This is a genomic window from Curtobacterium sp. L3-7 (assembly GCF_048756585.1).
In the GTDB taxonomy this organism is placed as follows: Bacteria; Actinomycetota; Actinomycetes; order Actinomycetales; family Microbacteriaceae; genus Curtobacterium.
Window position 1 is genome coordinate 587,534 of record NZ_CP151474.1, and the last position, 22,785, is coordinate 610,318.

Here is a 22,785-nt window from a genome sequence, read left to right on the forward strand (position 1 = left end):
CAAGCACTCGCGGCCCGGCTCCAGGCGCGCTCCGCTCCTGAAGGCGCCTTTCCGACCGGTCGCACGCACGGCGACCCGTTCGGGCCGCAATCGGCCGCACAAGGCCGCACAAGGCCGTTCAGCACAGCTCCTGGTACGGATGGCGCACCGTTCCACGTGGAACATGCGCCCCTCGGGGTGTCTGTCAGCCGTTGACATCCTCGGCGCCGAGTTCGCCGAGGATGCGGTTCAGGTCGGCGGCGTTGGCGAAGTCGATCGTCACGCGACCCTTGCGGGCGCCGACGGCGATCCGGACGCGGGTGTTCAACCGATCACCCAGGCGTTCCGCGACGTCCGCGAAATGTGCGTCCCGCTTGCTCGGCTGCGTCGGCGTCTTCTTCGGGCTGCCCTGCGCCAGTTGCTGCGCCGCGGCCTCAGCCTGGCGGACGGAGAGGTCCTCGTTGACGATCTTCTCGGCGAGGTACTCCATTGCCTCGGCATCCGGCGCCGCCAAGATCGCGCGAGCGTGTCCGGCAGACAGCACACCAGCCGCGACTCGTCGCTGCACGGGGGAGGGGAGCCGGAGCAGCCGGATCGTGTTCGTGATCTGCGGGCGCGAACGACCGATGCGTTGCGCGAGTTGCTCCTGCGTGATCCCGAAGTCCGCGAGGAGCTGCTGGTAGGCGGACGCCTCTTCCAGCGGGTTGAGGTTCGCGCGATGGAGGTTCTCGAGCAGCGCGTCCCGGAGCATCGCGTCGTCGGGGGTGTCCTTGACGATCGCCGGGATCGTTGCGAGACCGAGCTCCTTCGTCGCACGCAGCCGGCGCTCACCCATGATCAGCTCGTACTGCGGCTGCGTCCCGGTGGCGCCCGCGAGTGGTCGGACCACGATGGGCTGCAGCACGCCGATCTCGCGGATGGAGTGCACGAGTTCCTGGAGCTCCTCCTCGCGGAACTCCACACGGGGCTGCTGCGCGTTCGGAACGATGTCGAGCGGGTTGAGGTTCGCGAGACGGGCACCGGGGACCGCGACGAGATCTTCCGCCGTGCCACCGTCGACGGCCGGCGCCGATGAGGGCGATCCGCCGGTCGGGAAGAACACGTCGACCGGGCGTTCCTGCTGGTCAGCCGCGGTGGGGATGAGTGCGCCGATTCCCCGGCCGAGTCCGGTCCGCTTGGGTGCCATCAGTGCTTCGCTCCTCGTGCTGCGATCTCGGCGGCCGCCTCCAGGTAGGAGAGCGAACCAGTGGAGTTGACGTCGTACGCGACGACGCTCTGACCGTAGCTCGGCGCCTCGCTCACCCTGACTGACCGGGGAATCATCGCCTTGAGCACCTGGTCCCCGAAGTGCTCGCGAACGTCCGCGGCCACCTGGTTCGCGAGGTTCGTGCGGCTGTCGTACATCGTGAGCAGGATCGTCGACACCCGCAGGTTCGGGTTCAGGTGCCGCTCGATGAGCTCGATGTTCCGGAGCAACTGGCTCAGCCCTTCGAGCGCGTAGTACTCGCACTGGATGGGGATCAGGACCTCTTGCGCCGCGACGAACGCGTTGATCGTCAGCAGCCCGAGGGACGGCGGGCAGTCGATGAAGACGTAGTGGTACGGCTCGTCGAGCGACGAGAGGTACTGATCGAGGGCTGTCCGGAGCCGCTGCTCGCGCGCGACGAGCGACACGAGCTCGATCTCCGCACCGGCCAGGTGAATCGTCGCGGGGACACACCAGAGCGTCTCGGACTCTGGGGAGCGCTGCACCGTGTCCGCGATGGGAGCCTCGTCGACGATCACGTCGTAGATGCTCGCGACCTCCGCCTGGTGGTTCACACCGAGCGCCGTCGACGCATTGCCCTGCGGATCAAGGTCGATCACGAGCACTCGTGCACCACCGTGCGCAAGAGCAGCCGCCAGATTCACGGTCGTCGTTGTCTTGCCGACGCCGCCCTTCTGGTTCGAGACCGTCATGATGCGGGTCTTGTCCGGCAGCGGGAACTGCTCGGTGGCGATGGCTCGCCGGCGCCGGTTCAGATCAGCGATCTCACGCGCGAGCGGCGTCGACGCGTCGTAGTCGGTCGATGAACTCAACGAGTGCCTCTTCCCCGGTTCGATGTTTCACGTGGAACGCGGGGCGCTGCGCCCGATCCACGAACGATCTCAGCGCCGCACGGCGTCAGTCAACTGTAGCCCGGAACACCCGGGTGGTCTCCTCGACCACACCGACTCCGAGTTCGAGTACCTCGACATCCGAGAGACGTTTGCGCAGGATGACCTTGCGTGCCGCGGTCACCTCGTCATCGACCCGCGCGCCCTTCATCAGGATGAGGTGCCCGCCGGACCGGACGAGCGGCACCGTGATCGGGATCAGCTTCGAGAGAGCGCTGACGGCACGCGCTGTGACCTGGTCGAGCACCAGATCGTCCGACACGTCTTCGGCCCGCGCGCGCAGCACCGTCACGTTGTCGAGGCCGAGCCGCTCTGCCTCGGACTGCAACCAGTCCACCCGACGCTCCATCGGCTCGATGAGCGTCATGGACACGTCAGGACGGGCGATCGCGAGCACGAGACCCGGCAACCCGGCACCGGAGCCGACGTCGCCGACGCGACCATCAGCCTCTAGGAGCGGCGCCAACAAGGCGGAGTTGAGGATGTGTCGCGTCCACAACCGTGAGAGCTCCAGCGGGCCGATGAGGCCCAGCTCCTCGCCCCGCCGGGCGAGCTCGTTCGTGAACGACCGAGCCACTTCGAGCCGGTCACCGAACAGCGTCGCGGCGACCGCCGGTTCTGCTTCGAGGACCGGAGCGTCCGTCATCGGGTGATGACCGTGTGACGGTCGCGACCCTCGCCCTCGGACTCCGAACGGAAGCCCTTCTCGGCGACGAGGTCGTGGACGAGCTTGCGCTCGTAGGACGACATCGGGGGGAGTGCAGCGGATGCCGACCCGGCTTCGATGCGCTCGATCGCGGTGTCGACGAGCCGCTGGAGCTCCGACGCGCGGGCGTCACGCGAGCCGCCGACGTCGAGGATGAGACGGCTGAACTCGCCGGTCTCCGCCTGCACGGCGATGCGCGTGAGCTCCTGGAGCGCCGACACCGTGTCCGGCTTGGCGAGGACCCGCAGCGCGTTGCCCTCGTCGGTCACCGAGAGGTAGACGCGACCAGCGCGCTCCTCGATCTCGATGTCACCGTCGAGGTCGCAGATGTCGAGGAGTTCCTCGATGTAGTCGGCCGCGATGTCCGCCTCGTCGCGGGTGTCGTCGTCGACCTCGGTGGGCTCGACGGTGGCGGCGATGTCTTGCTCGGTCACTTACTTCTTCCCGTTCTTCTTCGAGCGCTGCTTGCCGACCGGCTGCTGACGCTGGGTCGTGACGCGCACGGCCTCGATCTCCGCCGCACCCGCGCCGGCACCGGCCTCGGCCAGGACGCCTGCGGGAGTCCCACGACGCTGGGCCTTCTTGGCCAGACGGGCTTCACGGGCGAGGGCCGCCTCGGAGCCGGGCGTCGGCATGCTGCGGATGACGAAGTACTGCTGCGCCATCGTCCAGATGTTGGAGGCGAGCCAGTAGAACATGACGCCGAGGGGGAACGAGAGACCCGAGATCACGAAGATCAGGGGGAGCACGTACAGCATCATCTTCTGCTGGCGGTACATCGGAGACTCCTTGGTCTCCGGGGACATGTTCTTCGCGACGAGCTGCAGCTGGGTGACGAACTGCGATGCCGTCATCACGACGATCATGAAGCCCGCGATGACCCGGACTTCCCAGCCGGACGCGTTCGTGAAGGTCTCGTGCAGCGGAGCGCCGAAGAGCGAGGCGTTGCCGAACGACGCAGCGAGGTCGTTCGTCAGCAGGCCGATGCCCGTCTTGTTGATCTGCGCTTCGTGCAGCACCGAGTACAGCGAGAAGAAGATCGGCATCTGCAGCAGCAGCGGCAGGCAGGAGCTCAGCGGGTTCGTCCCGGTCTCCTTGTAGAGCGCCATGGTCTCGCGGCTCATGGCCTCACGCGAGAACTGGTCCTTCTTGCCCTTGTACTTGTCCTGGATCTTCTTGAGCTGCGGCGCGACCTCGAGCATGCGGCGCTGCGACTTGATCTGCCGCACGAAGATCGGGATGAGCGCGGCGCGGACCACGAAGGTCAGGAAGATGATCGACAGCACCCAGGTGATGCCGGCGCCCGGGTCCATACCGAGGGACTCGAAGACCCAGTGGAAGCCGACCAGGATGGCGGAGACCACCCACTTGAGCGGCCAGAGGATCGTACCGATGAGGTCCATGAGGACGGTCACGCCTTTCGAGTGCGCTGGGGGAGCAGCACCGGGCGGACCATGCCGACCGAGGACTGCGATTGCTGCTGGACCGGCGCGAGCACGAAGCCGAACCGGTTCACGATGAAGGGCTTGCGCCGCTCGGGCACGTCGTCGATGCCGCCGGCGGCCCAGGGGTTGCACCGGCCGATCCGCCACGCACCCATCGCGGTCCCGCGGACGACGCCGTACTGCTGGATCGCCTCCAGCGCGTAGCGGGAGCACGAGGGGTGGTACCGGCAGACGTTGCCGTACAGCGGGGAGATCACGGCACGGTAGGCGCGGAGCACGACGACGCAGGCGTTGCGAGGGAGCAACGCTGCCACCCACAGGGCCCGCATCAGGAGCGTCCGGTTCATGCTGCCTTCTCCACACCGCGCGCGAACGATCGCGAGACGTCTTCGAGCAGGGTAGGCCATCCGGCCTGCGCAGCGGCTGGCAGTGCGCGCACCACCACGTCGTGCCCGACGGGCACCGACCCGAGCAGCTCGTGCGCGATCGCCTTGAGCCGACGGCGGACGAGGTTGCGGGTCACCGCGTTCCCGACCGTCTTCGCGACGATGAAGCCGAACCGTGTGGGCGCCGACGTGTCCGACGTACGACGGACCACCGAGACGACGACGTTCGCCGTGGCGCTCCTGCGACCACGACGCACGGTGTTCCGGTAGTCGTCCCCACGGACGATGCGGTTCCCACGGGCCAGCACGACGTCACCGACCGATCGCTGAGCACACCGAAGCGCCGCCCGGTCGGACACGGGGTCCGACCGACGCGGCGCGGGGTGCAGCTGCGACCAGGTTCGTCTTACGCGCTGAGCTCGGTGCGGCCCTTGGCACGGCGTGCGGCCAGGATGGCGCGGCCGGCGCGGGTGCGCATACGGAGACGGAAGCCGTGCTTCTTGGCGCGGCGACGGTTGTTCGGCTGGAAGGTGCGCTTGCTCATGATCTTCTCCACACGGCTGCTCGAGGCGAGCCGTCACGAATACGTTGGTTGACGCAGGTGGGCGCGACCAAGGGGGCCGCAGTCAACTGGTTAACGGTACGTGACAGCGGCGAGGAGGTCAAACGCCGATCACCCCGTTCACGACGACTGCCAGGACGGAGCACGTTGTCCACATTGGGGACAACTTCCGTTCGGTGTGACCCGCCTCGGTCCTTTACAGTGGTCGGAACGATCCGCCCGCAGGCCCGGTACGACGGGGGAGCACTCCGACCTCGCGGCCCAGGGCGATCGTGGACAACACTGTGGACAACCCTGTGGGAAGCCCGCGGCACGACGGCGTCGACGAAGCCACCCGAAGCCACGGACGACTCGCCGGGAACCGACCGCCGCCGCGCCCGCCCGTGCGCCCTGGCACGTCCGCAGCACCGACCACACGAGACCCCTGGAGACGAGCGCGACATGACGATGCCGGCCGACCCCGTCGAGGACCTCTGGTCGTCGGTCCTCGGACTCCTCGCGGAGGACGACCGGATCACCCCGCAGCTGCACGGGTTCCTCAACCTCGTCGAGCCGAAGGGCGTCCTCGCCGGCACCCTCTACCTCGAGGTCCCGAACGACCTCACCCGCGGCATGCTCGAGCAGCGCATCCGCGTCCCCATCACCGAGGCGGTCTCGCGGATCGGCGACGACACCGTGGCGAACTTCGCGATCACCGTGAACCCGGACATGGCCTCGGAGCCCCGTGTCGAGCCGACCGTGCCGACCTACGCCGAACCGGTCGCCGCCGACCAGGTCGTCGAGCAGAGCGCAGCACCCCGCCAGTACATCGAGGCACCGTTCGTCCCGAGCCAGATCGACGCACCGGGGACGAGCGGTCGCCCGGAGTCGCGGCTGAACCCGAAGTACAACTTCGACAACTTCGTCATCGGCGCCTCGAACCGGTTCGCCCACGCCGCCGCGGTCGCCGTGGCGGAAGCGCCGGCGAAGGCCTACAACCCGCTCTTCATCTACGGCGACTCCGGGCTCGGCAAGACACACCTGCTGCACGCGATCGGCCACTACGCCGAGAGCCTCTACCCGGGGATCCGGGTGCGGTACGTGTCGAGCGAGGAGTTCACGAACGACTTCATCAACTCGATCGCGAACAACCGCTCGAACCAGTTCCAGCAGCGGTACCGCGACATCGACATCCTCCTGATCGACGACATCCAGTTCCTCCAGGGCAAGGACTCGACGCAGGAAGCCTTCTTCCACACGTTCAACACGCTGCACGACCACAACAAGCAGGTCGTCATCACGTCCGACGTCGCACCGAAGCACCTCACCGGCTTCGAGGACCGGATGCGCAGCCGGTTCGAGTGGGGCCTGATCACCGACGTGCAGGCGCCGGACCTCGAGACCCGCATCGCGATCCTCCGCAAGAAGGCGCAGTCCGACCACCTGCAGGTGCCGGACGACATCCTCGAGTTCATGGCGTCGAAGGTGTCGAGCAACATCCGTGAGCTCGAGGGGACGCTCATCCGCGTCACCGCGTTCGCGAGCCTGAACCGGACGGCCGTCGACATGGCGCTCGTGCAGACGGTCCTGAAGGACCTGATCACGCTCGACGAGGACAACGTCATCGCGCCGACGGACATCATCAACCACACCGCGGAGTACTTCAAGCTCTCGGTCGACGACCTCTACGGGTCGTCCCGCTCGCAGGCGATCGCCACCGCACGACAGATCGCGATGTACCTCTGCCGGGAGCTGACGAGCCTGTCGCTGCCGAAGATCGGGCAACTGTTCGGCAACCGCGACCACACGACGGTGATGTACGCGAACAAGAAGATCGCGGAGCTCATGAAGGAGCGCCGGTCCATCTACAACCAGGTGACCGAGCTGACCAGCCGCATCAAGCAGGACCGCCGATACCGCTGAGCGCATCGCTCGCGACCGCCGGAACATCTGTTCACACCGACGGGAGGCCCGCCTCGGGTTCCCGAGATCGGCGCGCGTCGGCGCCCATCCACCATCTGAGACGGTTCCATGCGGCGGAGTTCTCACAGTGTGGAAAGCCTGTGGATAACTGTGGATGACACGCCGGATGGTTGTTCACAGTGGATGGGGCATCTGTGGAGACTGGGGATGGAAGTGGATAGATGAGATTCATTCATCCCGTTAACGCTCACACCCCACCCACAAGTCACACGGTTGTAGTTCCCTGTCGCTGACAGGCATGCACAGAGTTATCCACAGTGTGCACAGGCGTTAACACTCTTATTCCTGCTTAACGATCGGGATCCCTGGGCCAACCTTGTGGACGGCGGGATGACAAGAAATCCGGGTCCCGCTGGGCTGTGCCACAATGGGGCGGCCGGACAGTCCAACGATCGACAGGGGTCCCAGCTGTGAAGTTCGAGGTCAACCGGGACGTCTTCTCCGAAGCCGTCTCATTCGCGGTGAAGCTCCTCCCACAGCGCACGACCCTCCCGATCCTGTCGGGTGTCCTCATCCACGCCGAGGGCGATCGACTGACGCTCTCGTCGTTCGACTACGAGGTCTCGGCGCAGACGTCCATCTCCGCGCAGATCGACGACGCGGGCACGGTCCTCGTCTCGGGTCGCCTGCTCAACGACATCGCGAGCCGCCTGCCGAACGCCCCCGTCACGTTCTCCACGGACGAGTCACGGATCACGGTCACCTGCGGATCCGCGCACTTCACGCTCCTGAGCATGCCGGTCGAGGAGTACCCGACGCTTCCCGAGGTGGGCGCCCAGACCGGTGTGATCCCGGGCGACGCGTTCTCGGAAGCCGTCTCCCAGGTCGCCGTCGCCGCCAGCCGCGACGACGTCACCCCCGTCATCACCGGCGTCCAGCTCGAGGTCGGCGACAACGACCTCTCCCTCATCGCCACGGACCGCTACCGCGTCGCCGTCCGCACCATCCAGTGGGACTCCGGTCGCGCCGGTGCTGCTCCCGGAACGACGGAGCCGATGCACGCGCTCGTCCCCGCGCGCACCCTGCAGGAAGTCGGGCGCACGTTCGGCTCCGCGTCGACGGTGTCGGTCTCGATCAGCGGCACCTCGGACCGCGAGCTCATCGCGTTCCACGCCGACGACAAGACCGTGACCTCCCTGCTCATCAAGGGCAACTACCCGCCGGTCCGCCGGCTCTTCCCCGAGACCGTCCAGGACCACGCCGTGATCAACACGGCGGAGCTGGTCGAAGCGGTCCGACGGGTCTCCCTCGTCCTGGAGCGCGAAGCGGCGCTCCGGTTCTCCTTCACGGTCGACGGGCTCACGCTCGAGGCGATCGGTTCCGAACAAGCGCAGGCGTCAGAGTCGATCGATGCGTTGCTGACCGGTGAGGAAACGGTGGTCTCGTTGAAGCCCGCCTTCCTCCTGGACGGGTTGAACGCGGTGCACTCCGAGTTCGTCCGCATCTCCTTCACCAAGACGGAGAACCCCAACAAGCCGGGCCCGGTGCTCATCACCGGCCAGTCCTCCCGCGAGGAACCGGCGACGGACGGATACCGGTACCTGCTGCAGCCCAATCTCCTGCTGCGGTAAGCGCAACAGCCGAACACTGCGCTGACGCGCCACCCCTGCATCAGCGCGACGACGAACAGAAGAGGAAATCATGCACATCGGTCTTGTCGGCCTCGGTCGCATGGGCAACAACATGCGTGCCCGTCTCCGCAACGCAGGCATCGAGGTCACCGGGTACGACGCGAACCCCGCCGTCTCCGATGTCGCCAGCCTCGCCGAACTCGCAATCGCGCTCCCCGAGGGCAAGAAGCTCGTCTGGGTCATGGTCCCGCACGGCAAGATCACCGACGACGTGATCACCGAGCTCGCTGGGGTCCTCGGCGAGGGCGACCTCGTCATCGACGGCGGCAACTCGAAGTGGCTCGACGACACCAAGCACGCCGAGCAGCTCGCGGCGAACGGCATCCGCTACATGGACGCCGGCGTCTCCGGTGGCGTCTGGGGCAAGGACAACGGCTACGGCCTGATGGTCGGCGGCGACGCCGCCGACGTCGAGTTCGCGATGCCCGTCTTCGACGCGCTCCGCCCCGAGGGCCCGCGCGAAGAGGGCTTCTCGCACGCCGGTGCCGTCGGCGCCGGGCACTACGCCAAGATGGTCCACAACGGCATCGAGTACGCGATCATGCAGGCCTACGGCGAGGGCTACGAGCTCCTCGAGGCGAAGGACATCATCACCGACGTCCCCGCCGTCTTCGCCGGATGGCAGCGCGGCACCGTCGTGCGCTCCTGGCTGCTCGACCTGCTCGTCCTCGCGATCAACGAGGACCCGAAGCTCGCCGAGCTCGAGGGCTACGTCGACGACTCGGGTGAGGGTCGTTGGACCCTCGAAGAGGCGATCGAGCTCGCGGTCCCGATGCCCGCGCTCTCCGCGGCCATGTTCGCGCGCTTCGTCTCGCGTCAGGGCAGCGAGTCCCCGACGATGAAGGCCGTCGCGGCGCTCCGCAACCAGTTCGGCGGCCACGCCGTCAAGAAGTCCTAGGACTTCCCGGGGAAACCCGGCATCGGCCCGCGTGCACGTCGACCATCTCCAACTGACCGACTTCCGGAACTACCGGGAGGCGGACGTCGACCTCGCACGCGGGCCGAACCTCTTCGTCGGGAGGAACGGCCAGGGCAAGACGAACCTCGTCGAGTCCATCGCCTACCTCTCCACCCTCGGCTCGCACCGCGTCCCCACCGACGCGGCACTCGTCCGGCAGGGCTGTGACGCGGCGATCGTCCGCGCACGGCTCGCCCACGAGGAACGCAGCATCCTCGCCGAGGTGCAGATCAACCGCTCCGGGTCGAACCGGGCGCAGATCAACCGGGCGCCGATCAAGCCCCGCGAGCTCCCGCGGTACTGCACGAGCGTCCTCTTCGCACCGGAGGACCTGGCACTCGTCCGCGGCGAGCCGTCCGGTCGACGCCGCATGCTCGACGAGCTCCTCGTGCAGATCGCCCCGCGGATGCAGGGCGTCCTCGCCGACTACGACCGGACGCTCCGGCAGCGCAACACCCTGCTGAAGTCCGCAAGGGCGACCGGTGCGAAGTCGGGATCGCTCGCGACGCTCGACGTCTGGGACGAGCGGCTCGTGGCGTTCGGCTCCGAGATCATCGCCGCGCGCGACCATCTCACCCGCCGGCTCGCACCGTTCGTGGCGGAGGCCTACGCGACCGTCGCCGGCGAGCGGCACGAGGCATCGATCACCGGTGTCCTCTCGGTCCGCGGCGGTGATCCGGAAGACGCGGCGGCGACCGATCCGGTGCTCGGGACACCGGACGAGCCGGTTACCGTTCCCGCAGCCGCCGAGGCGTTCCGGGGTGCGCTCGAACGCCGTCGCCGCGACGAGCTCGACCGGGGTCTGACGCTCGCCGGCCCGCATCGCGACGACGTGCTCTTCCAGCTCAACGGGTTACCGGCCCGTGGATACGCGAGCCACGGGGAATCGTGGTCGTTCGCCCTCGCGATCCAGCTCGCGAGTGCATCGATCCTCCGCGCCGAGTCGACCCTCGGCGACCCGATCATCATCCTCGACGACGTGTTCGCGGAGCTCGACGAGTCGCGACGCGAACGCCTCGGCAACGCGGTGGCGGACTACGAGCAGGTCCTCATCACCGCTGCGGTGTTCGGCGACGTGCCCCAGCAGCTGGCGGCGCACACGGTCCGGATCCAGCACGGCACCATCGTGACCGACGAGGCGGACCCGACCCGAGCCTCCAGTCCGGCCGAGCCGGACGTTGCGGAAGCCGGCAACTGATGCCGCGCCCCTGGAAGCCGACCGAACCCAGCCGGGTCTACATGCACTTCAAGCAGGTCTTCGGCGATCCGTCCAAGCGTGGCATCGACGCACGCCGCCGGCGGGCGAAGGAGTTCGAGTCCGACACCGTGCCCTACGGCCGCGGCCGGGAACCGAAGGGCCTCGGCGACATCGTCGGATCCCTCGCCGCCGAACTCGGCTGGACCGAGCCCCTCGCCCGCTCGGAGCTCTTCACGGACTGGCCGAGCGTCGTCGGCGACGAGCTCGCCAAGCACTCCCGACCCGTCACGATCGAGGACGGCGCCCTCGTCATCCGATGCGACTCGACGGCATGGGCGACGCAGCTCCGATTGATGCGCGCGAGCGTCACGACGACCATCGCGGAACGGCACCCGCAGGCGGGGGTGGAATCGATCCGGGTTTCCGGGCCGGACGCCCCCACCTGGAAACGCGGCCCCAGGACGGTCCAGGGGCGCGGTCCTCGCGACACCTACGGTTGAGCAGACGAAATCATCCTCTAGTCGCGAAATCGGCCGTCAAACGGCCGATTTCGCCCTCGAAAGAGGGGCTGCTGGGATAGACTGGGCGGTGCAGTGCGTGGGTGTTCCGCGCGCAGGCAAGGAGCACTCTCGACATGACATCAGAATCTGAAGACGACCGCCAGACCTCTCCCGAACCGTCGTACGGCGCAGACCAGATTCAGGTGCTCGAGGGGCTCGAGGCCGTCCGCAAGCGCCCCGGCATGTACATCGGCTCGACGGGCCCCCGTGGTCTCCACCACCTGGTGCAGGAGATCGTCGACAACTCCGTCGACGAAGCCCTCGCAGGCTACTGCGACACCATCGACGTGACCATCCGCGAAGACGGCGGCGTCCGCGTGGTCGACAACGGCCGAGGCATCCCGGTCGACGTCCACGCGGCAGAGGGCGTCTCGACGCTCCAGGTCGTGCTCACCGTCCTGCACGCCGGCGGCAAGTTCGGTGGCGGCGGGTACGCGGTCTCCGGTGGTCTGCACGGTGTCGGTTCCTCCGTCGTGAACGCGCTCAGCTCCGAGCTCGACGTCGAGGTCCGCCGTCAGGGACACGTCTACCGGCAGAGCTACACCGACGGCGTCCCGGTGGCCCCCGTGTCCGAGGACGAAGCCACCGACGAGACCGGCACCACGATCACGTTCTGGCCGAACGCCGAGATCTTCGAGACCGTCGTCTTCGACTACGAGACGCTCCGCGCGCGCTTCCAGCAGATGGCGTTCCTCAACAAGGGGCTCCGGATCAACCTCAAGGACGAGCGCACCCCGGACGAGGGCGAGGAGTCCCGTCACGACTCGTTCCGCTACGAGCGCGGTCTGGCCGACTACGTCGAGTACCTGGGCAAGCAGAAGAAGGCCGACCTGGTCCACCCCGACGTCATCGGCTTCGAGGCAGAGGACCCGGAGCGCAAGATCGCGCTCGAGGTCGCGATGCAGTGGAACACCTCGTACCAGGAGAGCGTCCACACCTTCGCGAACACGATCAACACGCACGAGGGCGGGACCCACGAAGAGGGCTTCCGCGCTGCGCTGACCACGCTCGTGAACCGCTACGCGCGTGAAGCCAAGATCATCAAGGAGAAGGACGACAACCTCACGGGTGACGACATCCGTGAAGGCCTGACCGCCGTCATCTCCGTGAAGCTCGGCGAGCCGCAGTTCGAGGGCCAGACGAAGACCAAGCTCGGCAACACCGAGGCGAAGTCCTTCGTGCAGCGCGTCGTCGGCACCGAGCTCACGCACTGGTTCGAGAGTAACCCGACCCAGGCCAGAGACGTCGTCCGCAAGGCGATCCAGGCATCGCAGGCACGCCTCGCCGCCCGCAAGGCCCGCGAGACCACGCGACGCAAGGGCCTGCTCGAGTCCGGCGGCATGCCGGGCAAGCTCAAGGACTGCCAGTCGAAGGACCCGACGCTGTCGGAGATCTTCATGGTCGAGGGTGACTCCGCGGGCGGCTCCGCCGTCCAGGGACGCAACCCGATGACGCAGGCGATCCTGCCCCTCCGCGGCAAGATCCTCAACGTCGAGAAGGCCCGGCTCGACCGCGCCCTGGCGAACCAGGAGATCCAGTCGATGATCACGGCGTTCGGCGCTGGCATCGGTGAGGACTTCGACCCGGACAAGGCCAGGTACCACAAGATCGTGCTGATGGCCGATGCCGACGTCGACGGCCAGCACATCACGACGCTGCTGCTCACGCTGCTGTTCCGCTACATGCGGCCGCTCATCGAGCGCGGCTACGTGTACCTCGCACAGCCGCCGCTGTACCGCCTGAAGTGGTCGAACTCGGCGCACGAGTACGTGTTCAGCGACCGCGAACGTGACGCGCTGCTCCAGTCCGGCATCGCGGCAGGCAAGCGCATCCCGAAGGACAACGGGATCCAGCGCTACAAGGGTCTCGGCGAGATGGACTACAAGGAGCTCTGGGACACCACGATGAACCCGGACACCCGCACGCTCCTGCAGGTCACGCTCGAGGACGCCGCAGCCGTGGACAGCGTGTTCGCGACCCTGATGGGTGAGGACGTCGACGCACGCCGTTCCTTCATCCAGCAGAACGCCAAGGACGTCCGGTTCCTGGACATCTGATCCCCGACCAGGAGGCGCGGTGCCAGCCGCGCGCCCTGGTCCAGACCACCTGTGGTCGCGCGCGGCGCGACGAACGGAACCACGGCCTCCAGGTCGGGTCGGCCGGATGGCCGAGAAAGGTACTGAAGCCACATGGCTGACGACAACGAGACGAACGACGAGCAGCCCGAGATCGTGCACGGCGACAGTGGGGACATCGTCGTCTCCGGTGACCGCATCTCGCAGGTCGACCTGCAGCTCGAGATGCAGCGCTCGTACCTCGACTACGCGATGTCCGTCATCGTCGGTCGTGCGCTTCCCGAGGTCCGGGACGGCCTGAAGCCGGTGCACCGTCGCGTGATCTACGCGATGTACGACGGGGGATACCGACCGGACCGTGCGTTCTCGAAGTGCTCCCGCGTCGTCGGCGACGTCATGGGACAGTTCCACCCGCACGGTGACAGCGCGATCTACGACGCACTCGTCCGTCTCGTGCAGCCGTGGTCGCTCCGCTACCCGCTCGCGCTCGGCCAGGGCAACTTCGGTTCGCCGGGCAACGACGGCGCAGCTGCTCCGCGGTACACCGAGACCAAGATGGCGCCCCTCGCCATGGAGATGGTCAGGGACATCGACGAGGAGACCGTCGACTTCCAGGACAACTACGACGGTCGCACGCAGGAGCCCTCGATCCTTCCGGCTCGGTTCCCGAACCTGCTGGTGAACGGCTCGGTCGGCATCGCGGTCGGCATGGCGACGAACATCCCGCCGCACAACCTGCGCGAAGTCGCTGCCGGCGCGAAGTGGGCGCTCGAGCACCCCGACGCCACGCGTGAAGAACTCCTCGGTGCGCTCATGCAGCGCATCAAGGGACCGGACTTCCCGACCGGGGCGCAGATCCTCGGGGTCAAGGGCATCCAGGACGCCTACCGCACCGGCCGCGGATCGATCACGATGCGGGCCGTCGTCAGCGTCGAGGAGATCCAGGGCCGCACCTGCCTGGTCGTCACCGAGCTGCCGTACCAGGTCAACCCCGACAACCTCGCGATCAAGATCGCCGAGCTCGTCAAGGACGGCCGTCTCGCCGGCGTCGCGGACATCCGCGACGAGACCTCCGGTCGGACCGGCCAGCGCCTCGTCATCGTGCTGAAGCGCGACGCGGTCGCCAAGGTCGTGCTGAACAACCTGTACAAGCACACGCAGCTGCAGGAGAACTTCGGCGCGAACATGCTCGCGATCGTCGACGGCGTCCCGCGCACGCTCGCGCTCGACGGCTTCATCTCGGCGTGGGTGGACCACCAGATCGACGTCATCGTCCGCCGGACCCAGTACCGGCTGCGCGAGGCCGAGAAGCGCGCGCACATCCTCCGCGGCTACCTGGCGGCGCTCGACGCGCTCGACGAGGTCATCGCGCTCATCCGTCGTTCGCCCGACGTGGAAGAGGCCCGCACCGGCCTGATGGACCTGCTGTCCGTCGACGAGATCCAGGCGCGCGCGATCCTCGAGCTCCAGCTCCGTCGCCTGGCCGCTCTCGAGCGTCAGAAGATCCACGAAGAGGCCGAGGCACTCGAGCTCAAGATCGCGGACTTCAACGACATCCTGGCGTCGGAGACCCGGCAGCGCTCGATCATCGGCGAGGAGCTCGACGAGATCGTCGAGCGCTTCGGTGACGACCGTCGCAGCGAGATCATGCTCGGCTACGACGGCGACATGTCCATCGAGGACCTCATCCCCGAGGAAGAGGTCGTCGTCACCATCACCCGCGGCGGCTACGTCAAGCGCACCCGCAGTGACCAGTACCGCTCGCAGCACCGCGGCGGCCGTGGCGTCCGTGGCGCCCAGCTCCGCGCGGACGACGTGGTGGAGCACTTCTTCGTCACGACGACGCACCACTGGCTGCTGTTCCTCACCGACCAGGGCCGTGTCTACCGTGCGAAGGCGTACGAGCTGCAGGAGGCCGGGCGTGACGCCAAGGGCCAGCACTCGGCGAACCTCCTCGCGATGCAGCCGGACGAGCAGATCCAGCAGGTGCTCGACATCCGCGACTACGAGGCGGCGCAGTACCTCGTGCTCGCCACCGAGCAGGGTCTCGTGAAGAAGACCGCGCTCACCGAGTACGACACGAACCGCACCGGCGGCATCATCGCGATCAACCTGCGCGACGGCGACAAGCTCCGCTCGGCGCTGCTCGTCGACGAGTCCGACGACCTGCTCCTCGTGTCCCGGTACGGCATGTCGCTCCGGTTCACCGCGACGAACGACACCCTCCGCCCGATGGGTCGCTCGACCTCCGGCGTGAAGGGCATGTCCTTCCGCGACGGCGACTCGCTGCTCGCGGCACGGGTCGTCTCCGATGACGGGTTCGTCTGGGTCATGACCGAGGGCGGCTACGCCAAGCGCACCTCCGTCGACCAGTACCGCACCCAGGGCCGCGGTGGACTCGGCATCAAGGTGGCCAAGCTGGCGGCCGATCGAGGCGACCTTGTGGGTGCTCTCATCGTCGGTGAGGACGACGAGGTGCTCGTCGTGCTCCAGTCGGGCAAGGTGGTAAGGTCTGCCGTGGCCGAGGTCCCTGCCAAGGGTCGAGACACGATGGGCGTCGTCTTCGCGAGGTTCGCGGAGAACGACCGGATCATCGCGGTGGCCCGGAACAGTGAGCGGAACCTGGACGACCAGGACGACGCCGAGATCGAGCCCGCGGGCCCGGTGGAGTCGGTCAGCCCGGACGAAGCGGCCGCCGACCCCGTCGAGCCCGAGGCCGGAGAGGACCAGTCAAGCAATGAGTAGTGTCGCCGAGAAGCTCCAGAAGAAGGCGAAGCGGCCCGTCGGCACCCGTCAGGTGCGGCTGCGGCTCGTGTACGTCGACTTCTGGTCGATGGTGAAGCTCAGCTTCCTGATCGCCCTGGCCGGCAGCATCGTGATCGTCGTCGCGACGGCGCTGGTGTGGGTCATCCTCAACCAGACCGGGGTGTTCACCCAGGTCGACGCCCTGCTCAAGGACGTCACCGGGCAGAACAACTACTCGATCATGGACCAGTTCTCGCTGGGCCAGGTGCTCGGGTTCTCCATCGTGGTTGGCATCCTCAACGTGGTCGTCGGCACCGTACTCGGCGCGATCGTGAGCGTGCTGTACAACCTCAGCGTGCGCATCACGGGCGGTCTGCTCGTGGGCTTCACGAACAACTGACACACCCGGTCCGGATGGGCCGCCCGCTCGATTTCGTTCCGACGGATTCGTACGGTAGGCTTTCATCCGGTCTGAGGGGCTATAGCTCAGGCGGTTAGAGCGCTTCGCTGATAACGAAGAGGTCCAAGGTTCAAGTCCTTGTAGCCCCACCATCCCCTTCCCGGGGCCTTAGCTCAGTTGGTAGAGCGCCTGCTTTGCAAGCAGGATGTCGGGAGTTCGATTCTCCCAGGCTCCACAATCTCATCCGCGCCGCCGCTCCTGCGGCGCGACGTCGCTGACTGTTCGGTCGCGGTGTTCGTCTGCGCCTTCGGCGCGCCGCTCCGCGACGGCCGGCTCTGCGCGTGCCGCGGCCGTCCGGTGGCTGGTGCGTTGTCGCGGGATGGAGGCTCTGTGCCGGGCCGCCACGATCCTCCCGTTCGTCGTCCCCGCTCCCCGCACCGCGGCGAGTGGTCGCGACTCCCCGCCGGAACCCCCTCGACTGGTCAGGAACCGTCGGTTCGGCGCTGCGTGAGCGACTGGATGCGACCAGTCGGTGGGCGTGAGCGGGGTGTCGTGACCGCTGGGGACGGCGTTGTGCGGGCGGAGGACCCTGGGGCACCCGGACCCCCGGGAAGGTCCGGACGTCCGGACGCCGGGGACCCCCGGACACCGGGCCGGCGCGGACGACGAAGGGCCCCGGCGTGTGCCGGGGCCCTTCGTACGAACCGGGAGGTCAGGCGGCGGACTTGTCCGCCGAGTCGGCGTCGTCGGCGACCCAGAGGTCGTCGTCGGCGCGCAGCGTCTGGTACGCGGCGTAGGCGGCACCGGCGACGGCGACCACTCCCACCACGATCAGGGCGACTCCGCCGAAGCCGATGCCCTTCTTCTGCTGCGACGGCACGTACTTGGCGGCAGCCTTCTTCGCCTTCTTGCCCTTCTTCTGGGCGTCCTTCACGATCTTCTTGACCCGGGGGTCCTTCGCGAGGTCGACCACGCTGAGCACGGATCCCGCAGTGGACACGAGGCCGGGGACGACCTCGGACTGGAAGCGGTGCGAGGCGTTCTGCGCTGCAGACGTCGCTGCGTGCACGCCCGTCGCGACAGCCGGGCGGATCCCGCTGTCGATCGCGTGCTGGACGCGGGGGGCGATGTCCTTGCGAGCAGCATCGGCTGCGTTCGAGCGGGCCTCGGCGAGGATCGCGTTCGCGTGCTCGAGCACCTTGCGCTGCTCACCGAGGAGCGAGGCGGTCTGGCCCTTGAGCTTCTTGATCTGCTTCCGGCGCTTGCGCGGCAGTTCGATCGTCGTCATCTGGTACCTCCATCGGAACGGCGTGACACCCATCCTGCCACCGGAGCACCTGACAGGTCACGGAGCCTCACCTGTGGGTACCGTCTGTACGCAGCGGACGCATGCGAGAATCGGAACATGTCTCTGCACACCGCTGTCGCAACGATCCACACGAACAAGGGCGACATCCGCGTCAACCTGTTCGGCAACCACGCTCCGAAGACCGTCAAGAACTTCGTCGACCTCGCGACGGGCCAGCAGGAGTGGACCCACCCGGGGACCGGCAAGGTCTCGACGGACAAGCTCTACGACGGTGTGGTCTTCCACCGCATCATCAAGGACTTCATGATCCAGGGCGGTGACCCGCTCGGCCAGGGCATCGGCGGCCCCGGCTACCGCTTCGACGACGAGATCTCGCCCGAGCTCACCTTCCAGAACCCCTACATCTTCGCGATGGCGAACGCCGGCATCCAGGGCGGCCGCGGCACCAACGGGTCGCAGTTCTTCATCACGACCGTGGCCACGCCGTGGCTCCAGGGCAAGCACACCATCTTCGGTGAGGTCGCCGACGATGAGTCCCGCGCGGTCGTCGACGCGATCGAGGGCGTCCCCACCGACGGCCGCGACAAGCCGCTCGAGGACGTCGTCATCAACAGCATCGACGTCGAGTCCGTCTGACCTTGACCGACCAGGCGTACAACCCGGCCAACTACTGCTACCGGCACCCGGACCGGCAGAGCTTCGTCCTGTGCCAACGGTGCGGGCGGACGATCTGCCCCGAGTGCCAGACACCGGCGGCGGTCGGGGTGCACTGCCCCGAGTGCGTGCGTGAACAGCGTGCGCAGTTCACGGCGAACCGCCGCGCGTCCGGAGCCCCGAGCCGGGTCACGGTCGCGCGGCGGCGCTTCGCCATGCTCGACCAGAAGGCGACCGTCGTCATCGTCGCCGTCTCCGTGGTCATCTGGCTGCTGGACCAGGTGTCCAACCGGGCGCTGACCCAGCTGCTCGGCTACAACGCCTACTACCTGCCGACGCAGCCGTGGCGGATGGTCACGTCGTTGTTCGTCCACTCGGGCTTCTTCCACATCGCGTTCAACATGTGGGCGGTGTGGATCTTCGGCCGGATGCTGGAGAACATGCTCGGCACCTGGCGGTTCCTGGCGTTGTACTTCATCTCGGGCCTGGCTGGATCCATGGCGGTCACGCTGCTCGCTCCCCAGACGTCGGTCGTCGGCGCCTCCGGAGCCATCTTCGGCCTGTTCGCCGCATTCTTCATGATCCAGCGCAGCCTCGGTGGCAACGCCGTCTCGTTGCTCGTGATCATCGGCCTGAACCTGCTGATCGGGTTCCTGCCCGGGACGAACATCTCGTGGCAGGCGCACATCGGCGGGATCGCTGCGGGCTTCCTGACCGGGTACATCTTCGCGAAGACCCGGAACGTCCGGAAGCGCGGTCTGCAGATCACCCTGCTCGTCGCCGAGGCGGTGCTGATCGTCGTCCTGGCGTACGTCGGGTACGCGATCGCGTTCAACTGAAGCGCATCGACCGCACGAGCATCCAACGCCCCGTCACTCTTCGGAGTGGCGGGGCGTTTTCATACCTGTGGACAACTCGGTGAGTTACACCGGTGTGATTATCCCCACTGTGGATTCACCTGTGGATAACTCCGGGACGAAGGTGTGGAACACAGTGTGGAGAACTCGTCGAACTGTGGAGAACGGGGGAAAACCGCGCTGCTCCCACAGCGGCCTGTGGAAAACGAGAACGCCCGCGGCACCGATCGGTGCAGCGGGCGTTCGACGACGCGGAAGCCGGGTAGTCAGCGCCAACGAGTGGTCATGAGGAAGCCGATGAACATGATGCCGAAGCCGATGAGGATGTTCCACGAGTTCAGTGAGGGAACCGGGAGGGTGCCCTGCGAGACGTAGAACACGATCACCCAGGCGAGTCCGACGAGCATGAAGCCGAACATGACCGGCTTGAACCACACGGGGTTGGGCTGGTCGCCCGCCGTGTCGACCGAGTCGGCTCGGGTCCTCCGGGCGGGCTTGGTGCGGTCCTTGTCCTTGGCCATGGCCGGTATCCTACCGTGAACATGTGTGTGCACAGGCTCCACGGAGGCTGCACACGACCCTCACGAGTACGGTGAACCGACCATGACCAGGATCCTCGTCGTCGACAACTACGACAGCTTCGTCTACACGCTGAACGGCTACGTCCAGCAGCTCGGCGCGGAAACCGACGTCGTGCGCAACGACGCGTTCCCCGAGTCCGAGATCGCGGGCCGGATCGCCGAGTACGACGGCGTCCTGCTCTCTCCCGGCCCGGGCACACCCGCAGCCGCCGGCATCTCGATCGCGACCGTCCACGCGTCCATCGCCGGCGACAAGCCGCTGCTCGGTGTCTGCCTCGGCCACCAGGCGATCGCCGAAGCCCTCGGCGCCACGGTGACCCACGCCGAAGAGCTCATGCACGGGAAGACCTCGCAGGTCGACCACGACGGCAGCACCCTGTTCGCCGGCGTCCCGCACCCGTTCACGGCGACCCGTTACCACTCGCTCGCGATCGTCGACGGCACCGTGCCCGACGAGCTCACCGTGACCGCGCGGACCGGCGGCGGCGTCATCATGGGCGTCCAGCACCAGGACGCCCCGGTCTACGGCGTGCAGTTCCACCCGGAGTCGGTCCTCACCGAGGGCGGCTACCGGATGGTCGGCAACTGGCTCGAGACGACCGGGCTCTCCGGCGCTGCGGAGCGCGCAGCGGGCCTCGGCCCGCTCATCGCGGCGCACCGCGCCTGAACGGTCCCGCGATCGGTCACCCGACCTGATCGGCCCACCCGGGCCGTGGACGCGGCCGGTGGTCGGCCTGGAGGCTCGTGGCGGGCTGGCACCGTGCCTCCCCTCCGGCGGTGGGCCGAGACCAACGGTCGGTCCGGACCGGCGGTCAGTTGCCGCCGTCGCCGCCGTCGCCCCCGTTGTCATTGCCGTCCCCACCGTCGCCGCCGCTCGGGGTCGCCGGGGCACTCGGCTGGTTCGACGCGGCGCAGTAGGTGAGCACGACCGTGCTGCCCTGCGCGATGTCGCCGGCAGGCTGGTCCTGCTGCGTCACCGTGCCACCGGTGCACGAGTAGGACGCCTGCTGCTTCACGGTGAGACCGAGGTTCGCGAGCGTCGAGTTCGCGGTCGAGAACGGCTGCTGCGTGACGTCCGGGAGCTGCACCAGGCCGTTCGACACCGTGAGGTTCACGACCGTGCCCTTGGTGTGCGTGGAACTCGCCGCGGGGTCGGTGGACATGACGGTGCCCTCCGGCACGGTCGGCGAGTAGGTCGAGTTGACCGCCCCCACTGCGAAGCCAGCGGCCTCGAGCGCCTGCTGTGCGGCGTCCTGGGACTGGTTGGCGACGTCTGGGACCGCGATCTGCTCCGGCCCCAGTGAGACGACCACACGCACGTTCTGCTGTCTGGCGACGTTCGTGCCGGATCCCGGCTCGGTGCGGATGACCGACCCCTTGTCGACCTTGTCGGAGTTCTGCTCCACCTTGACCGGCACCAGGTCGCGTTTCTCGAGGGCCTTGGCTGCGGAGTCGTAGGTGGCGCCGACGACGTTCGGCACGCTCACCGACGACGACACCGGGGCCTGACCCGGCTGCAGGTTCGCGACCCAGAAGATCACACCGGCGATCACGGCGATCGTCAGGACGATGCCGACCCAGATCCACGCCACCGGCGGACGGTTCTGCGTGCGCTGTGGACGGTGCTCCTGCGTGTCGTCGAGCTCGCGGAACGCCACCTCCGGGTTGGAGGTCGTCCGCGGGTTCACGCCGAACAGCACGGTCGAGGCGTCGTTCGCGCTCTGCTGCAGCTTCTTCGTCGACGCGGGGACCTGCCCGGCGGCGGCCTGCTCGAGGTCGCGGCGGAACTCGGCGGCGTTCTGGAACCGGCGCGTGCGGTCCTTCACCAGGGCGTGCAGCGTGACCGCGTCGAGCGCCGGCGACACCGCGGGGGTGATCGTCGACGGGGCGACGGGCTGCTCGCTGACGTGCTGGTAGGCGACGGCGACGGGAGAGTCCCCGAGGAACGGCGGACGGCCGGTCAGGAGCTCGAAGAGGACGATGCCGGTCGAGTAGAGGTCGGTGCGCGCGTCGACGGTCTCGCCGCGGGCCTGCTCCGGGGAGAAGTACGACGCGGTGCCGAGGATCGACGTGGTCTGCGCGACCGTGGCCGACGTGTCGGTGATGGCGCGGGCGATGCCGAAGTCCATCACCTTGACCTGCCCGGTGGCCGTCACCATGACGTTGGCGGGCTTGATGTCGCGGTGCACGACGCCGGCGCGGTGGGAGTACTCGAGCGCGGTGAGGATGCCGCTCGTGAGGCGGACGGCCTCGTCCGGCTCGACGGGTCCGTCGCCGATGACCTCGCTGAGCGGGCGGCCCTCGACGTACTCCATGACGATGAACGGCACCTGCACCTCGGCGCCGGACTGCTCGGTCACGGTCTCTTCGCCGGCGTCGTAGACGCGGACGATGGTCGGGTGCGCCATGCGCGCCGCGGCCTGTGCTTCCTGCCGGAAGCGCGTGCGGAACGCCGGGTCGTTGGCGAGGCTCGGCTTCAGGAGCTTGACGGCGACACGGCGGCCGAGCCGCGTGTCCTGGCCCACGTGCACGGTGGCCATGCCGCCACGACCGATGACATCACCGATCTCGTAGCGATTTGCGAGGAGCGTGATCCCCGCGGTCACACCTTCTGGCACGT

22 protein-coding genes and 2 tRNA genes are annotated in these 22,785 nt (G+C 67.7%); 13 read left to right on the top strand and 11 right to left on the bottom strand.

All coding sequences use genetic code 11. From position 1 onward, the window contains the following. Window positions 1-184 precede the first annotated feature (184 nt). From AAEP80_RS02985 to rpmH, 8 genes are all read right to left on the bottom strand, one after another. Window positions 185-1,165, bottom strand: coding sequence for a ParB/RepB/Spo0J family partition protein (locus AAEP80_RS02985; RefSeq protein ID WP_420365899.1), 981 nt, complete (start codon window positions 1,163-1,165; stop codon window positions 185-187). Continuing rightward, window positions 1,165-2,058, bottom strand: a complete 894-nt coding sequence (locus AAEP80_RS02990) for a ParA family protein (protein WP_281266297.1) — start codon at window positions 2,056-2,058, stop codon at window positions 1,165-1,167. Before AAEP80_RS02990 ends, AAEP80_RS02985 begins: the two co-directional genes overlap by 1 nt. Before the next feature lie 85 nt (window positions 2,059-2,143). Continuing rightward, complete coding sequence (gene rsmG / locus AAEP80_RS02995) at window positions 2,144-2,782, bottom strand: 16S rRNA (guanine(527)-N(7))-methyltransferase RsmG (protein ID WP_420365900.1); 639 nt, start codon at window positions 2,780-2,782, stop codon at window positions 2,144-2,146. Beyond that, window positions 2,779-3,276, bottom strand: coding sequence for a protein jag (locus tag AAEP80_RS03000; RefSeq protein ID WP_420365901.1), 498 nt, complete (start codon window positions 3,274-3,276; stop codon window positions 2,779-2,781). Before AAEP80_RS03000 ends, rsmG begins: the two co-directional genes overlap by 4 nt. After that, window positions 3,277-4,245 (bottom strand): membrane protein insertase YidC, encoded by a 969-nt coding sequence (yidC, locus tag AAEP80_RS03005; RefSeq protein WP_402728309.1) that lies wholly within the window; start codon window positions 4,243-4,245, stop codon window positions 3,277-3,279. An 8-nt stretch (window positions 4,246-4,253) separates the two neighbouring features. Next, window positions 4,254-4,634 (bottom strand): membrane protein insertion efficiency factor YidD, encoded by a 381-nt coding sequence (yidD, locus tag AAEP80_RS03010; RefSeq protein ID WP_348639034.1) that lies wholly within the window; start codon window positions 4,632-4,634, stop codon window positions 4,254-4,256. Further along, entirely contained in the window at window positions 4,631-4,981 is a 351-nt protein-coding gene (rnpA, locus tag AAEP80_RS03015) for a ribonuclease P protein component (protein WP_281266300.1), read from the bottom strand. Before rnpA ends, yidD begins: the two co-directional genes overlap by 4 nt. 98 nt (window positions 4,982-5,079) lie before the next feature. After that, window positions 5,080-5,217, bottom strand: coding sequence for a 50S ribosomal protein L34 (gene rpmH / locus AAEP80_RS03020; protein WP_071299798.1), 138 nt, complete (start codon window positions 5,215-5,217; stop codon window positions 5,080-5,082). Window positions 5,218-5,676: 459 nt separating this feature from the next. Here rpmH and dnaA point away from each other — a divergent pair, with 459 nt between their 5' ends. The 10 genes from dnaA (at window position 5,677) to AAEP80_RS03070 (ending at window position 16,999) form a co-directional block, all read left to right on the top strand. Beyond that, window positions 5,677-7,137, top strand: a complete 1,461-nt coding sequence (gene dnaA / locus AAEP80_RS03025) for a chromosomal replication initiator protein DnaA (protein ID WP_402727549.1) — start codon at window positions 5,677-5,679, stop codon at window positions 7,135-7,137. A 470-nt stretch (window positions 7,138-7,607) separates the two neighbouring features. Then, window positions 7,608-8,768: a DNA polymerase III subunit beta gene (gene dnaN / locus AAEP80_RS03030; RefSeq protein WP_402727550.1), complete on the top strand. Its 1,161-nt coding sequence runs from the start codon at window positions 7,608-7,610 to the stop codon at window positions 8,766-8,768. A gap of 70 nt (window positions 8,769-8,838) precedes the next feature. Next, window positions 8,839-9,726: a phosphogluconate dehydrogenase (NAD(+)-dependent, decarboxylating) gene (gene gnd, locus AAEP80_RS03035; RefSeq protein WP_420365902.1), complete on the top strand. Its 888-nt coding sequence runs from the start codon at window positions 8,839-8,841 to the stop codon at window positions 9,724-9,726. A 31-nt stretch (window positions 9,727-9,757) separates the two neighbouring features. Further along, window positions 9,758-10,984, top strand: coding sequence for a DNA replication/repair protein RecF (gene recF, locus AAEP80_RS03040; protein WP_420365903.1), 1,227 nt, complete (start codon window positions 9,758-9,760; stop codon window positions 10,982-10,984). Beyond that, window positions 10,984-11,484 (top strand): DUF721 domain-containing protein, encoded by a 501-nt coding sequence (locus AAEP80_RS03045; protein WP_281266304.1) that lies wholly within the window; start codon window positions 10,984-10,986, stop codon window positions 11,482-11,484. Before recF ends, AAEP80_RS03045 begins: the two co-directional genes overlap by 1 nt. A gap of 134 nt (window positions 11,485-11,618) precedes the next feature. Next, window positions 11,619-13,601, top strand: a complete 1,983-nt coding sequence (gene gyrB / locus AAEP80_RS03050) for a DNA topoisomerase (ATP-hydrolyzing) subunit B (protein ID WP_402727553.1) — start codon at window positions 11,619-11,621, stop codon at window positions 13,599-13,601. A gap of 132 nt (window positions 13,602-13,733) precedes the next feature. Further along, on the top strand, window positions 13,734-16,364 hold the full coding sequence (gene gyrA / locus AAEP80_RS03055; protein ID WP_420365904.1) for a DNA gyrase subunit A: 2,631 nt from the start codon (window positions 13,734-13,736) through the stop codon (window positions 16,362-16,364). Further along, window positions 16,357-16,764 (top strand): DUF3566 domain-containing protein, encoded by a 408-nt coding sequence (locus AAEP80_RS03060; RefSeq protein ID WP_022904049.1) that lies wholly within the window; start codon window positions 16,357-16,359, stop codon window positions 16,762-16,764. Before gyrA ends, AAEP80_RS03060 begins: the two co-directional genes overlap by 8 nt. A 75-nt stretch (window positions 16,765-16,839) precedes the next feature. Next, window positions 16,840-16,916 (top strand) — tRNA-Ile (locus tag AAEP80_RS03065). A 10-nt stretch (window positions 16,917-16,926) separates the two neighbouring features. After that, window positions 16,927-16,999, top strand: a tRNA-Ala gene (locus AAEP80_RS03070). Between the two features lie 477 nt (window positions 17,000-17,476). On the opposite strand, the gene AAEP80_RS03075 is transcribed toward AAEP80_RS03070, so the two are convergent. After that, window positions 17,477-18,052, bottom strand: coding sequence for a hypothetical protein (locus AAEP80_RS03075; protein WP_281266307.1), 576 nt, complete (start codon window positions 18,050-18,052; stop codon window positions 17,477-17,479). Between the two features lie 117 nt (window positions 18,053-18,169). Here AAEP80_RS03075 and AAEP80_RS03080 point away from each other — a divergent pair, with 117 nt between their 5' ends. Together AAEP80_RS03080 and AAEP80_RS03085 are read left to right on the top strand one after the other, a co-directional pair. After that, complete coding sequence (locus AAEP80_RS03080) at window positions 18,170-18,709, top strand: peptidylprolyl isomerase (protein ID WP_281266308.1); 540 nt, start codon at window positions 18,170-18,172, stop codon at window positions 18,707-18,709. Window positions 18,710-18,711: 2 nt separating this feature from the next. Continuing rightward, complete coding sequence (locus tag AAEP80_RS03085) at window positions 18,712-19,566, top strand: rhomboid family intramembrane serine protease (RefSeq protein ID WP_420365905.1); 855 nt, start codon at window positions 18,712-18,714, stop codon at window positions 19,564-19,566. 284 nt (window positions 19,567-19,850) lie between these two features. Here AAEP80_RS03085 and AAEP80_RS03090 read toward each other — a convergent pair whose 3' ends face one another. After that, window positions 19,851-20,105 (bottom strand): cell division protein CrgA, encoded by a 255-nt coding sequence (locus AAEP80_RS03090; protein ID WP_281266310.1) that lies wholly within the window; start codon window positions 20,103-20,105, stop codon window positions 19,851-19,853. 82 nt (window positions 20,106-20,187) lie between these two features. Here AAEP80_RS03090 and AAEP80_RS03095 point away from each other — a divergent pair, with 82 nt between their 5' ends. Then, on the top strand, window positions 20,188-20,832 hold the full coding sequence (locus AAEP80_RS03095) for an anthranilate synthase component II (RefSeq protein ID WP_420365906.1): 645 nt from the start codon (window positions 20,188-20,190) through the stop codon (window positions 20,830-20,832). A gap of 145 nt (window positions 20,833-20,977) precedes the next feature. Here the strand turns inward: AAEP80_RS03095 and pknB are convergent, their stop codons facing one another. Beyond that, the gene (gene pknB, locus AAEP80_RS03100) at window positions 20,978-22,783 is read right to left on the bottom strand and encodes a Stk1 family PASTA domain-containing Ser/Thr kinase (RefSeq protein ID WP_420365907.1); all 1,806 of its coding nucleotides are present in this window, start codon (window positions 22,781-22,783) and stop codon (window positions 20,978-20,980) included. Window positions 22,784-22,785 lie beyond the last annotated feature (2 nt).

Excerpts from the sequence above, each read along its gene's own strand:
- rpmH (WP_071299798.1), bottom strand. The coding sequence starts at position 5,217 with ATGAGCAAGCGCACCTTCCAGCCGAACAACCGTCGCCGCGCCAAGAAG.
- gnd (WP_420365902.1), top strand. The coding sequence starts at position 8,839 with ATGCACATCGGTCTTGTCGGCCTCGGTCGCATGGGCAACAACATGCGT.
- gyrA (WP_420365904.1), top strand. The coding sequence starts at position 13,734 with ATGGCTGACGACAACGAGACGAACGACGAGCAGCCCGAGATCGTGCAC.
- rsmG (WP_420365900.1), bottom strand. The coding sequence starts at position 2,782 with ATGACGGACGCTCCGGTCCTCGAAGCAGAACCGGCGGTCGCCGCGACG.
- dnaA (WP_402727549.1), top strand. The coding sequence starts at position 5,677 with ATGACGATGCCGGCCGACCCCGTCGAGGACCTCTGGTCGTCGGTCCTC.
- AAEP80_RS03075 (WP_281266307.1), bottom strand. The coding sequence starts at position 18,052 with ATGACGACGATCGAACTGCCGCGCAAGCGCCGGAAGCAGATCAAGAAG.
- gyrB (WP_402727553.1), top strand. The coding sequence starts at position 11,619 with ATGACATCAGAATCTGAAGACGACCGCCAGACCTCTCCCGAACCGTCG.
- yidC (WP_402728309.1), bottom strand. The coding sequence starts at position 4,245 with ATGGACCTCATCGGTACGATCCTCTGGCCGCTCAAGTGGGTGGTCTCC.
- AAEP80_RS02985 (WP_420365899.1), bottom strand. The coding sequence starts at position 1,165 with ATGGCACCCAAGCGGACCGGACTCGGCCGGGGAATCGGCGCACTCATC.
- AAEP80_RS03095 (WP_420365906.1), top strand. The coding sequence starts at position 20,188 with ATGACCAGGATCCTCGTCGTCGACAACTACGACAGCTTCGTCTACACG.
- AAEP80_RS03090 (WP_281266310.1), bottom strand. The coding sequence starts at position 20,105 with ATGGCCAAGGACAAGGACCGCACCAAGCCCGCCCGGAGGACCCGAGCC.
- yidD (WP_348639034.1), bottom strand. The coding sequence starts at position 4,634 with ATGAACCGGACGCTCCTGATGCGGGCCCTGTGGGTGGCAGCGTTGCTC.
- AAEP80_RS03045 (WP_281266304.1), top strand. The coding sequence starts at position 10,984 with ATGCCGCGCCCCTGGAAGCCGACCGAACCCAGCCGGGTCTACATGCAC.
- AAEP80_RS03080 (WP_281266308.1), top strand. The coding sequence starts at position 18,170 with ATGTCTCTGCACACCGCTGTCGCAACGATCCACACGAACAAGGGCGAC.
- AAEP80_RS03060 (WP_022904049.1), top strand. The coding sequence starts at position 16,357 with ATGAGTAGTGTCGCCGAGAAGCTCCAGAAGAAGGCGAAGCGGCCCGTC.